12 protein-coding genes are annotated in these 12,735 nt (G+C 45.9%); 5 read left to right on the top strand and 7 right to left on the bottom strand.

Annotation, left to right across the window (positions count from 1 at the left end; genetic code table 11):
* Nucleotides 1-364 precede the first annotated feature (364 nt).
* The 6 genes from ACUN27_RS28155 to ACUN27_RS28130 form a co-directional block, all read right to left on the bottom strand.
* On the bottom strand, nt 365-1,012 hold the full coding sequence (locus ACUN27_RS28155; RefSeq protein WP_326061056.1) for a nitroreductase family protein: 648 nt from the start codon (nt 1,010-1,012) through the stop codon (nt 365-367).
* Nucleotides 1,013-1,092: 80 nt separating this feature from the next.
* Complete coding sequence (locus tag ACUN27_RS28150; protein ID WP_326061057.1) at nt 1,093-2,196, bottom strand: efflux RND transporter periplasmic adaptor subunit; 1,104 nt, start codon at nt 2,194-2,196, stop codon at nt 1,093-1,095.
* Nucleotides 2,197-2,209: 13 nt separating this feature from the next.
* Nucleotides 2,210-3,559, bottom strand: coding sequence for an ABC transporter permease (locus ACUN27_RS28145; protein WP_445559970.1), 1,350 nt, complete (start codon nt 3,557-3,559; stop codon nt 2,210-2,212).
* Complete coding sequence (locus ACUN27_RS28140) at nt 3,556-4,248, bottom strand: ABC transporter ATP-binding protein (RefSeq protein ID WP_326061060.1); 693 nt, start codon at nt 4,246-4,248, stop codon at nt 3,556-3,558. The genes ACUN27_RS28145 and ACUN27_RS28140 overlap by 4 nt, the downstream gene beginning before the upstream one ends.
* A gap of 25 nt (nt 4,249-4,273) precedes the next feature.
* Nucleotides 4,274-5,452, bottom strand: a complete 1,179-nt coding sequence (locus ACUN27_RS28135; protein ID WP_445559969.1) for an MFS transporter — start codon at nt 5,450-5,452, stop codon at nt 4,274-4,276.
* A gap of 22 nt (nt 5,453-5,474) precedes the next feature.
* Nucleotides 5,475-6,809, bottom strand: coding sequence for a multi antimicrobial extrusion protein MatE (locus tag ACUN27_RS28130; protein WP_445559968.1), 1,335 nt, complete (start codon nt 6,807-6,809; stop codon nt 5,475-5,477).
* 181 nt (nt 6,810-6,990) lie between these two features.
* Here ACUN27_RS28130 and ACUN27_RS28125 point away from each other — a divergent pair, with 181 nt between their 5' ends.
* The 5 genes from ACUN27_RS28125 (at nt 6,991) to serS (ending at nt 11,637) form a co-directional block, all read left to right on the top strand.
* Nucleotides 6,991-7,305 carry a hypothetical protein gene (locus ACUN27_RS28125; RefSeq protein WP_326061064.1) on the top strand — a complete coding sequence of 105 codons (315 nt, stop codon included), beginning with the start codon at nt 6,991-6,993 and terminating at the stop codon, nt 7,303-7,305.
* A gap of 30 nt (nt 7,306-7,335) precedes the next feature.
* Nucleotides 7,336-7,968 (top strand): hypothetical protein, encoded by a 633-nt coding sequence (locus tag ACUN27_RS28120; protein WP_315954182.1) that lies wholly within the window; start codon nt 7,336-7,338, stop codon nt 7,966-7,968.
* Nucleotides 7,919-9,025, top strand: a complete 1,107-nt coding sequence (locus ACUN27_RS28115) for a tetraprenyl-beta-curcumene synthase family protein (protein ID WP_394358173.1) — start codon at nt 7,919-7,921, stop codon at nt 9,023-9,025. Before ACUN27_RS28120 ends, ACUN27_RS28115 begins: the two co-directional genes overlap by 50 nt.
* Nucleotides 9,026-9,060: 35 nt before the next feature.
* Nucleotides 9,061-10,029 carry a 6-phosphofructokinase gene (pfkA, locus tag ACUN27_RS28110; protein ID WP_326061065.1) on the top strand — a complete coding sequence of 323 codons (969 nt, stop codon included), beginning with the start codon at nt 9,061-9,063 and terminating at the stop codon, nt 10,027-10,029.
* Between the two features lie 324 nt (nt 10,030-10,353).
* Nucleotides 10,354-11,637: a serine--tRNA ligase gene (gene serS / locus ACUN27_RS28105; RefSeq protein WP_326061066.1), complete on the top strand. Its 1,284-nt coding sequence runs from the start codon at nt 10,354-10,356 to the stop codon at nt 11,635-11,637.
* Between the two features lie 59 nt (nt 11,638-11,696).
* On the opposite strand, the gene ACUN27_RS28100 is transcribed toward serS, so the two are convergent.
* Entirely contained in the window at nt 11,697-12,656 is a 960-nt protein-coding gene (locus ACUN27_RS28100) for a D-2-hydroxyacid dehydrogenase (protein WP_315954179.1), read from the bottom strand.
* Nucleotides 12,657-12,735 lie beyond the last annotated feature (79 nt).

Genomic DNA, 12,735 nt, shown 5'->3' with positions numbered 1-12,735 from the left:
TTTAAGTAAATATAACGTTATAATGTTTGTGGTGGTAATTTTGGCATGTTGATTTGGGAGAGAAGGATTACAAGAAGTCAGTTGTTGATTGCGCTTACAAATCTGGATTTCTTATAGTAAGAGAACGACAGGACGCTATTTGAGCTGAAATGGAGGTATCCCCGGATTAGCCGGAACTGTAGGGCTTTATTTGCTCACAAATGAGTGTATTTACTCCAAAATGGTTCGAATAGCGGACTGTAGTTCCGGTTCATCCGTTCACCATGTGCCACTATCAACTAACCGCTCGTGTACTCGCATAGCCGCGATTTAAACCCGAGCATAAGAAAAAGAAGCTGTCCGCGAATAGCGGCAGCTCCTCATCTTAGTCGATGATTTGAAGAATATCTTCAATTTCTTTGCGGGCCAATTTGCCCGGACGATCCTTCGGATGACCAAGGGAAATGACCATATTGATCTGACATTCTTCCGGAATGTTCAGATATTCGCGAATTTGATCTTGGGCCAGCAAAACTGGGCCAGTCATCGGACAAGTCGCGAGACCTCTAGCGTGCGCGGCAAGCATCAGATTCTGCGAGGCTAAGCAGGAGCTCTTAATGCCTTCTTCCGCCCATACCGCATCCTCAACAAGTTCAATCGGATCAAAAATCCTCTCACGGAACTTTGACTCGTAAGGTGTTGCTAAGCAAATGATCAGCACGGGAGCGTTGGAAAACGCGGTAGCATAAGGTCCGAACGACTTCACAAGAAGACGTGCTTCTCGGGAAAGACCTTTCTGCTCGGCTTCAGACGCCCTGAGATGGAGCTGATCCCAAGTTAATTGTTCGATATGTTTAATCTTTTCCGTATTTCGTATCGCAATAAACTTCCACGTCTGGGAGTTCGTATCGCTTGGCGCATAGCGGGCACAGTCGATAATTTCACGAATATCTTCGGTCGCGACTTCCTGCTCTGTAAAATTCCGAACGCTGCGGCGCTCTAACACAATAGATTTAAAATCTTCATAATTCATATAAAACAATTACCTGCCTTTGCTGCATCATTTTCGTCATCATTATTACTTGGTCCTAAGAGTCTAGTATAAAACAGTTGTCACTGCAGCACAACCGTATCTCCCTCTTGGAGCCCCTTGAGGACCTCCGTTTTTTCAGGTGTTTCCAACCCGATCTCAATTTCACGGCGTTCTGTGCCTTGCGGGGTCTGCAACATGACGTAGTAGATATCTTTCTCATGCATCACGGCAAGCGTGGGAACGACCGTTGTGCCACTTTTTTTCTCTGTCTCAATTGTCCCGGAAAGACTGAGTCCTGCGATAAGCTGCTCATCCGGTTCAAGCGAAATGGTTACCTCAAATTGCGCGGAAGCCGAACCTTGATCGGTGCCTGTTTTTGCAAATTTGGAAACCTTCTCAACCTTGCCTTGCAGCTTTTTCTGTTTCAGGGCTTCAACTTTGACTTGGACGGACATCCCTGGCTTAATCCGGAAAACGTCAAACTCGCCAACGGTACAAACGAGCTGCAATTTCGTCAAATCCACGATTTTACCGATTCTTACGCTTTCCTCGACAGACTTGGGGATTTTGGCGGAATCCTCAAATAAAAAGATGCCGTCCTCAGGTGAAACAAAAGCTGCCTGCTCCACCTTCTCTTGCTTTTTTGCCAGCTGCAATTGAATGGATTCATCATTTACTTGATTTAACTGCTCTTGAATTCTGCGTCCTTCGGAAGCAGCAAATCGTGACCGGGAATCATCCTCACTTACAGCGCCAGCCGGAGTGCTGGTTGTTTCTCCTTCCGGTCCAGCTGCTTTGAAGTTCGCAAGATCAGCCTCGAGCTTCTGCTTTTTCAAATTGGATTGCAGGGTTGCGATTTCACTTTTTAGCGGCGTGGCGTCAAGTTCGAACAGCAGCTGTCCCTTCTTAACTTGAGCCCCGTCAGCAATCTGCCATGCTTTAATTTCGCCGCCAAAAGGCGCATAGACACGTGTTTCCTTCTCGTAGGACGATTTTCCTTTTACTTCAACACTGTTGACCAGGTCCTCTTTGGTTACTTTAAATTGCAGTGCGCTGGGAGAGGCGGTGTTGTCCGTATTTGCTCTCTTCATGGCGTTGGGATGGCTGGATATGTATAAAAAGCTGCTAATCCCGATGATCAAGAGCGCTGTGATTAGCAGCATCCATGTTTTCTTTTTCCTCATGCTAGGCAAACTCCTATTCTCGTTTAATAGCTGTCAACGCGTCCGTGCGCGATGCTTTAATAGCGGGATATAATCCTGAAAGAACGCCGGTCATCACAGCGAAAAACATGCCGACTGGAAGAATCCAAAAGGAAATGAATAAAATTTCAGCGGGCTCTCCGGAATTAGATCCGAATCGGATAATGATGAGATTGATTCCCCATATAACCCAATAGGAAAGCATTATACCTACAAGGCCGCCTAACATGCCTAATAACGATGATTCCACAATAAACATGTTGCGGATTTGTTTTAAATTTGCACCCAGTACTTTCATTATGCCAATCTGTCTCCGGCGTTGATGCGTGGACATCGTCATAGCAACTACAATGGAAATCGAGGCTACGAACAGCACGAAAAGACCGACACCCGTGAGAAGCAATCGGACAATAACGAATTCGCCTTTCATCCGATCCTCTTGGTATAAATTGGTTTGCGTGTTGAGCTGAAGTTTCTTTATCCACTCATCCACTTGCTTGACGTTGACGCTATTGTCAATTTTCACTTTCACTTCCGAATATTGAACGCGACCGTTCTGGGCCGACTTGTTCAGAGCCTCCAAAATTTTCTGGCCGGTTTGCGGGGATACGTAAGCCGTTTTGTTCCCTTGCAGCATGGAGTCGGGCAGACCATCCGGTTTTTTCAGGACGCCAGTAACACGCAGTGTCACTTCCCTTGGTTCAGCCAAACTTGTACCCGAATTTCCTCCAGTTTGCTCTTCGAAATTATTTGCTTTGAGCAGCAATTGCTTTTGATATAGGGGATAAGGAATCGCGCCCATTTGACGGTAAGTTTCAGCCTGCTCCTTGGTCGGATTTTGCTGCATCAGCTTATTTCTGGTCTCTATCGTTTTGGAGTCCATAACACCGAGGGTTGCCCCATAATTGAGCACAATGTGATTGTCTTGATTCGTAGCTCCGCCTTGTCCAAATTTGGAATCGAAATCTTCCAACGCGCTCAGCTCAGTCGCAATCAGATGAAGGTAGCTTTGTTTGCCATCATCAACTGTGAAGTTGAATTGTCCTAAGTCTTGAAAACTAGCAACGGATTTAACGTGTGGAAAAGTACGAATGAGTTCGAGCTTGCTCGTTGTTAGTTTAGGCGGGCTGTTCGGGTCATTGTTTTGATCTGTAATTGTAATTTCATCTGTTTTGAGATAAAAGCTCATTTGTTTCTGGCTGTAATGTTGAATGGATTCTCCGAAGCCGAGCGCCACCATAATGGAAGCCGAACCGATGGCGATACCTACGGTACATAATGCTGTGACGACTTTGCGCCGCTGCAGTTGGTCCCAGCCAAGACGAATGTAATCTTTTAGCTTCATCCGGCTTCACCATCCTGCTCATTTCCTTCCAGCAAGTATCCGTCGCGAAGCTGTAATATCCGCCGCGTACGGCGCGCTACTTCGTGTTCGTGAGTAACGATCACGAAGGTGATGCCCGAATTCTCATTTAAATCAATGAGTAAATCAATGATCTCGGCTTCCGTCTTTGTATCTAAATTACCAGTAGGTTCATCAGCAAAAACGATGGCAGGTTTCGTAATGAGGGAGCGAGCGATACTGACACGCTGCTGCTGTCCGCCGGATAACTGTGAAGGAAATAAATCCGATTTATCACCGATACCCACTTGTTGCAGAAGCGCCATGGCTCGTTGTTTGCGTTCTGAGGCGGCTACACTTTGAAAGACGAGGGGCAGCTCAACGTTTTCGCGTACGGTTAAATGTGCTATTAATTCATAAGATTGGAAAATGAAGCCGATATGCGTCCTTCGAAATTCCGCCAAGCGGTTTTCGCTCATTTTCTCAATGGCATGTCCTGCGATGCTAATACTTCCTCGGGTGGGCTTCATTAAGCCCGCCATTAAATTTAGCAGTGTTGATTTCCCGGAGCCTGAGCTCCCGAGCAAAGCGACCATTTCGCCTTGCTCTACCCGGAAACTTAGTTCATGCAGAACGGGTGTATCCTCTTGCCCAGTGCGGAAACTGTGAGATAACCGTTCAATGGCTAACACGTAATCATTCCCTTCAATAAAAAAACTATCTGCTGCCCGGCAAACGCTCATCGTTTTGGAATAGATGCGTAGCAAGGAAACCGATTGCTGCCACGATGGATAAACAGCCGGCAATGACGTAAACCGTGCTCCCCCCCACAGCGTCATAGATCCAGCCGCCCAACGTGCCGCTGATTAATCCAGCGATGCTTGACCAAGCCACAGCAAAAATCGCTTGTCCGGACGAGCGGTATTCATCGGGTATTATTTGGCTCAAATAACGATTGGCCGTTATGAGGAATACACCGAATGTTAAGCTATGCAGCAATTGAACACCGATGATCCAAACCGGATTATGGATTGAGCCCATGATGAAAAAGCGCAGGGCGTAAATAATTCCCGCAAAGGCCAGAAGCGGCAATTCTTTGAAGCGGTGCCCATGCTTGCTTAGAAAGAAGAACATGGGGATTTCACTTAGTGCAGAAGCCATCCAGGCGTAACCGATCACAGAGTCAGGGGCGCCGAGCTGCCGCATATAGAGGGCCAGGAAGCCATCATTAAAACGGTGAGAGACTGACATAATGATGATCAAGGTTAAGAACCAGACAAACTTCTTTGAACGCAGAATGCTCAGCATGCCGCCTAAAGCCAATTTTTTGCCGCTTTGACGCGCGTCCTTTAAGAAGAAAACAAGGATTAACGTGCATGTAATGGTGAACAGACACAGAATTGGCGTAAGGCCAGTCCCGTAATGTCTAAGCAGCAAACCAAAGCCTCCGGCGGACACAGCGAAACCGATGGAGCCCCACACACGAAAAGAGGCGTAGCTTTTGCCACTTGCCCGGATGCTCAACATGAGTTGGCTGTCATTGAGCGAATTAACCGGCTGCTGAAAGAAGAAAAACATCGCTAAACAAACGTACAATAGGGAAAACGATCCCGCTGTAAACACTAAGATGGCCGTGATGAGCTGACCGATGATCAGAATAATCATGATTTTTTTGACGGTTTGAAAACGGTCGCTCAAGAAACCCCACAATAAATTTGTTGCGATTCCAATCAGCGGCCCAATGGCATAAAGCAATCCAATTTGAAGCTTGGAATATCCTTTGTAATCAAAGTACAGGGGGAAAAAAGTGACGACGATGCCCATTGTCATAAAAAAGGAGAACGTGAACAATCGGAGCAGGCGATGTTGTGACTTTATAAGATTAGACGTACTCATAGATGGTTATCACTCGTTTTCGCTACAAATTTTTTGGAGATAGGGTGGGCTGCGGTTCTTCGGCTGTGCGTTTGAGCACGTAAACCACGACCAGCAACTCGGCCAGTGTGCCAACAGATTGTGCTAATGCGCCAATCATTCCATTCCAGTCGGGTACTGTCGAAATGGAGATGAAAAGGGTTAAGACCGTGATCGTAGCATTTGCCGATTGCGAGAAAACCATAATTTTCGTTTGCCCTCGGAGCATAATAATTCCGTTCATATAATCCAGCCAAGGGAATACTAATGTCATAATCATAAAGATACGCATAGCATGCAAGCTGGCTCGCATTAGTTCAGCATTAACACCCATCACATGGGACATAAACCAAGGACCAAGAGGTGTATAAGCAAGAATAGCGATAAGAGCTCCGGGAATAAAGCTAAGAACAAGCACGAACCTCAGCACGGATTTTGCATCTTTGCGGTAGAAGTTTAACACGATTTGATGAATATAAGAGAAAAAACTTAAAACCAGCTGTGTCAAAGAGCCGGCAATCGCAAAAGAAGATATAGCAAGGTGGATGTGCGTTGTTTTGCCTAAGACCGCATTAATTGAGGGTCCGATGATGACGGCGATGACAGATGAATACAAGAGCGGCTTATAGAAGCTGAAAATTTGTTTCTTGTTTTCAACGGGATGGCCGGGCACCTTTTCAGGAATCACTTTTTTTAGCAAGCTGGTGCCTTCCCAGATGGCTACTAAAGCTTCTATGACCATACCCATTAGAAAAATAATAGCGCCAACTCGCCCGCTAGTGACATTATCAGTTGTAATAAAATACAACGATAATAAATACATAGCGACAATTCGTACACCCATCCCAATGGTTAACCATTTGGTCCGCATATTAAAAATAATAATGCCATGAAATAAGCATCGCAGTCCGGAAAAAATGCTAACGAACATTAAGATACGATAAACACTGATCGTTGAGTCCAATAGCTCGCGTTCGACGCCAAAGAAGTAAAGAAATACCCACTCTCCAACCGGCGTGTAGCATATAATGAGACCAAGAAGGATGATACAAGCAAATACATAAGAGCTAACAGCTGCCATGGCTCGAAATGAGATGCGGTCCCTGACGAGGGCGGAACAAGCTTGTCTTAGCAGAACAGCTGGTCTCTCGGTAATGCCTAACAAACTTAGTGGCAGCGCATAGCTGGCAATGACCAACTCGGGATTATCCGCCCGGGCAAGTGTGCTGTTAATGATAACGTGGGAGAGAGTAACTAACGTTGCGGAAAGACCGAGGGGGAGAAAAAAGGAGATAAGCTGATTCCATGAGATCGTTCTTTTCATAGCTGAAGCGGTCATTTCTGTATCTCTCCTAACAATTTGTCCCTTCTAAAAACGTTATTTAAGTATATCAGAAAATGAAATATTGTTGACATACAATTTTAACTGGAAACCCAAGGTTTGAAGTGATACATTTAAAGGTAGAATGTTTCTTGAACTATCGCAGCATGTTTTTACTGCAAGGAGGTAATTCAGAAGAATGAGCTGCTATTTTCAATACGATGCCAGACTTGGTATCGAGACGCCAGCATTAGAACAAGATTGGGATTCTTACCCCTCTGAAGTGCGAGTTGAAATCCTGTTTCAATGGGAACAAATTCGAGGAGTCATCCCCGATCGAATCATGAAGCTGGAAGGCGTCATTATTCGTAAACAAAACCAGTTGGATCAAGAAGATGATTTTATAACTTCCTGTCGTTTGAATTCCGAAATTGCTGATTTGGCATCGATTATAAATGATCTTCACCTTTGGTTCCGGATTAATCAGGATTTGGAAGCGAAGACCCACCATTAAGTTCGTCTAATGAAAGGGAGAGTGACTGGCATGCATAGCAATAAAGATGGTGCAGACTGGCTGGAAGCTATTGCGAAGCCGCTCTTGGAGCATCTACCTGCCTTATATCCAATTGAAGAATGGGATTTAGCCATGGATGCGAACATTGAAGCGATGTTACCTGCTACTATGAGCCAAGGGAATCCGGAGCAAGAGATGTATGGCTTGGCTATCAAAGCGGGTCTTTATTTACTGAACGAAAGTCTCGACAAGTCACACGATATTGCCCAGGAAATTACAAATGCTACAGGCAGCTATTGGCATGCTCTTATGCACCGGATGGAAGGCGATTATAGCAATGCGAAATATTGGTTTAATGACGTCGGTCATCATCCTATTTTTTCAAATTTAATTGCCTGTGTAAGAGAGTATTTGAGTGTGAAAGACTTGGCGGATCTAGACAATGAGGCGTTGCGCCAGAAGCTGGAAGTGCTGATTACTTCTCCTGTATGGAACCCCTGTGTTTTTATTGACGTGGTAGAACTTCAGGTATCCCTGGTTCAAAATTCAACAGTCGATAGTTGGCTGAGACATATCCAACGTTATGAAATGCAGCTGCTGTTGCAGTATTGCTATGAACAAAGTTGTGGAGGAAGTCTGCTTGAAGCAATTGGACAAAAGTAGTACGAAGGTTCCGCAAGGTCCGCTCCGGTTAATGCTCAGGGTATATCGGTACATTTTACCGGATGTAGGCGAACAGCTTTCCATTTGGAAAACAAAAGCGGAGAACATTCCAGATACTGAACTGCGTACGCAAGCTTTAGCCAGCATAGCAACGAAGAAGTTTCATTGTCAGGGCGGCGCCGTCTATGCGGCTGCCAATTTGTCGATGCGCCATGTACTTATACCGCTTATCGTTGCATTTCAGACGATCAGCGATTATCTAGATAATTTATGCGATCGCAGCACTTCTTTAGATCCTCAAGATTTCCGACAATTGCATCAATCGATGCTTGATGCCGTAGATCCTTCCAAACCTCTGCATGATTATTACGCGTACAGACAGGAGAAAGAGGATGGCAATTATCTGAGGGATCTTGTTCTGAAGTGCCAATCCTGTATCGATTTGCTGCCGTCTTATGGACAAGTCGCGGATCAGGTGCGGGATTTCGTTGCTTTATATTGCGATTTGCAAGTGTACAAGCATATCCGCAAGGATATGCGAGAACCAGAGCTTCAACAGTGGTGGAAGCTTCACCATCATCGTTATCGCCAGATTGATTGGAATGAATTTGCGGCAGCTACGGGATCCACATTAGGGATGTTTATGTTGTTCTTGGCGGCATGTGATACTCAGTTGAATGACAAGCAGGTGGAGGCGATTCGTGAGGCGTATTTTCCTTACGTTTGTGGGCTGCATATTTTGCTTGATTATTTAATTGATCAGGAAGAAGATGTTCTTGGTGGAGATCTGAACTTCTGCAGCTATTATAGCTCTATGGAGGACACGGTTGAGAGGATTGCATTTATCGTGCAGGAAGCGCGCAGCAAAATTTTGTTCTTGGAACATCCGCGATTTCATCGTATGATAATCGAAGGTTTGCTCGCGCTCTATTTGTCAGACCCTAAAGTGAATGGACAACAGCAAGTAAAAAACATATCCAAGCGTCTTATGAAAAATAGTCCGTTAACCCGGTTGTTTTTCTGGCTAAATAGCATGTATATCCGTACGACATCATGAATGTCATTCACAAGAATTTGAAGGAGGAAATTGAAATGTCAGCAGTAAAATCAATTGCAGTTTTAACAAGCGGTGGGGACTCCCAAGGAATGAATGCAGCGGTTCGTGCGGTTGTCAGAAGCGCATTGTTCCATGGACTTGAAGTTTATGCCGTGCAACGTGGTTATCATGGTTTAATCAACGATGATATTCGCAAAATGGATCTCAGAAGCGTTGGAGATATCATTCAACGTGGCGGAACGATTCTGCAAACAGCGCGTTGTAAAGAATTTTTGACTCCGGAAGGCCAACAAATCGGTGCGGATAACCTGCGTAGACGTGGGATTGACGGCTTGGTTGTTATCGGTGGGGACGGGTCCTACCAAGGGGCGAACAAACTAAGTAAACTGGGAATCAAAACGATGGGTCTGCCAGGGACTATCGACAATGACATTCCGTTTACAGACTTTACGATCGGTTTCGATACAGCGGTAAGTATCGTCGTGGATGCGATTAATAAGCTTCGCGACACCATGACCTCCCACGAGCGTTCATCCGTTGTTGAAGTTATGGGCCGTCACTGCGGTGAAATTGCACTTTATGCAGGATTAGCCAGCGGTGCGGAAACCATCATCGTTCCAGAGGTTGAAGTTGACATCTGCGAAGTGGCTAACCGTATGAAAGAGAATTTCTCTCATGGCAAACGTCACAGTATTATCCTGATCGCTGAAGGAGCAGGCACTGGCGATGGAGTTGCGAAACAAATCAATGAGGTAGTCGGTATTGAGCCGCGTGTTACGGTTCTAGGTCACATCCAACGTGGTGGAACACCAACGCATAACGACCGTATCTTGGCAAGCCGTCTTGGGGATTTTGCCGTTCGCAGACTGATGGAAGGCGATTCTTCCAAAGCTTGCGGCGTTATCAAAGGCGAGTTAGTCGCTACGGATATCGATTTAGTTGTTAATACTAAGCGTGAATTCAACAAAGAGTTGTATGAATTGGCAAGTCGTTTATCCCAATAAGCTCAGTAAGCAAAGTAAGTAGAGAGCCTATTGACCTGAGGATTGACTTCGTCTATAATAGCCAACAACGTACAAAGCGACATTATGTCTATGAAGAGCATCCAACTCGGAGACGTTTATGATCGGAACGGCTGATGACTGAATAAGCATCGACTCTCTCTAAGTAAACCGGCACCGCCCGTTATCGCGGAACCAAGCGGATGATGGCAAGAAATTGCTGTCATCAAGTTGGGTGGCACCGCGAGCAGAACGCTCCTCGTCCCAATTCGGACAGGGGCGTTCTTTGTCTTTTTCTCATAATCGAAAAGGAAGCGGTGACGGAAGATGTTGGATATCAAATGGATTCGCAACAATCAAGATCAGGTGAAAGAAGCTGCTAAGCAAAAGGGAATCGCTTGTCCCTTGGAAGAGCTTCTCGAAGTAGAAGAGAAGAAGAGGCAGATGCAGCATCGTGTTGATTTGCTTCGAGCAGAGCGTAATCGAGCTACAGCACAAATTGCAACGTTGATGGCTGAAAAGAACCAAGCGGAGGCCGATAAGCTGAAGGAGAAGGTTCGCAGCTGGAATGTAAGCCTGGCAGCGGACGAAGAGGAACTTGCGCATTATGAGGAGCGGTTCAAAGTGCTCATGCTGACAGTGCCGAATCTTGCTTCGCCTGACACACCAGAAGGTGCTACGGATCAAGACAATGTTGTCGTGAAAATCGTAAGAGAGCCTGCATCATTTCCTTTCGAGCCTCGTGATCATCTACAAATCGGGGAAGATCTAGACATCCTAGATATACCAAGAGGTGTAAAAGTAGCTGGAACCCGCAATTATTACCTCAAAGGTATGGGATTGTATTTACACCGGGCGGTTCAACAGTTGGCTATTGATTTGTTAATGGATCGTGGTTTTACGGTCATGGATGTACCGTTGATGGTTCGTGAAGAAACGCTGGTGAACGCAGCATTTTTCCCGGCAGGCAAGGATCAGACCTATGAGTTGCAAGATGAGAACAAATGGTTAGCAGGTACTTCCGAAGGACCGCTTGTTTCGTACTATGCGAATGAAATTGTAGATCTCTCGGAAGGTCCGGTTCAGCTGGCAGCGGTATCGAATTGCTTCCGTAAGGAGGCTGGCTCGGCGGGAAGAGATGTGCGTGGATTGTATCGCGTTCATCAATTTGCCAAGGTTGAACAGGTCATTGTTTGCAAGAATGATCCGGAGATGGCTGATATCATGTTGGAGCAGATCACGAGAAATGCGGAAGACATTCTGGATCTGTTGGAGCTGCCATATCGAATCGTTGCCGTGTGCGCCGGTGATATGGGGGCCAAAAATTATAAGCAGTACGATATCGAAACATGGATGCCGAGCCGTAATGCTTATGGCGAGACGCACTCGTCGTCAAGCCTGCTTGACTTTCAAGCACGCCGCAGTGGACTGCGTTACCGAGATCAGAATGGCGAACTGCACTACTGCTATACACTTAACAATACAGCTGTAGCCACACCACGGATTCTGATTCCCTTGCTTGAAAACCATCAACAAGCGGATGGCTCGATCTATCTTCCTGCGGCTCTTCGTCCCTATATGAGAGGTTTAGCAGCGATAACTGCCAAATAACGATAAAACGCACCTTATCTTTCGGAAGCAATTCCGTTAGATGAAGGTGCGTTTATGGTTTAATAGCCTTCGTGAATGTTCACCAAGTTCATCATTTCTCCGCCGTCCAAGAGCGCTCGCAAATTATGATAAAAGATCGCGGATACACGCTCTGTATAATGCGAGGATGAACCTGCAATATGTGGAGTGACGATCACGTTCGTCATGCTCCAGAGGGGAGAAGTCGCTGGCAAAGGCTCTTGTTCGAAAACATCGAGCGCTGCTCCGGCGAGCTTGCCTTCCTGCAGCATAAGCGTCAATGCACCTTCATCAATCACATCGCCTCGAGCAAGATTGATCAGAAAGGCGCTTGGCTTCATTAAGCTTAAATGTTCTTTCGTAATTAAGCCCCGTGTTTTCGGAGTGCTAGGAAGCAGCAAAACGACGAAATCACTTTGGGCTAGCAAAGTGCGAAGCCCCTCATCACCGCTAAGCGTTTGATCATAACCAGGCTGTGGTGTACCTGAGCGATTTAAACCGATGACCGACATATCAAAAGCTTTCGCTTTACGGGCGACGGCTTCACCGATGGCGCCGGCCCCAACAATACCTAGCGTTTTACCGGAAAGCTCGCCTACGGAGATGCGTTGATACCATTCTTTCTGGAGCTGGCATTCATACAGCTTGTTGGATTTACGCACCCACTGAAGCATAAGGCTGAGCGTGAACTCACTCATTTGAATCGTATGTACTCCACGTGCGTTAGTCAGCGGGATTTGACGTTCTGCCAACTCTTGTAACGGCAGCTTGTCCACCCCGGCGGATAAAGTTTGCATCCATCTGAGTTTAGGGGCTCTTTCTTTGGTGGCGTATTCCGGATGTATTCGGCCCGCTGTAATGATGACTTCAGCATCAGCAATATGTTCTTGAGCATCTTTTGAAGATCTAAACCAATGAAACTCAGTGCGGCCCTTTAGATCTTGCGGCATCCGCTCCTGCATCAGGGAAAGATTCATATCCGTAATGGCGACAATTTTCATTTCTTCAACTCCTTCAGAGTATCTTTTGTTATTGCTATTCGCTTTTGAGTAACTTTTTGTGTACAGCTTAGCATCAAAT

The organism is Paenibacillus sp. WC2504, assembly GCF_052682475.1.
This window is presented reverse-complemented; position numbering and strand designations above follow the sequence as displayed.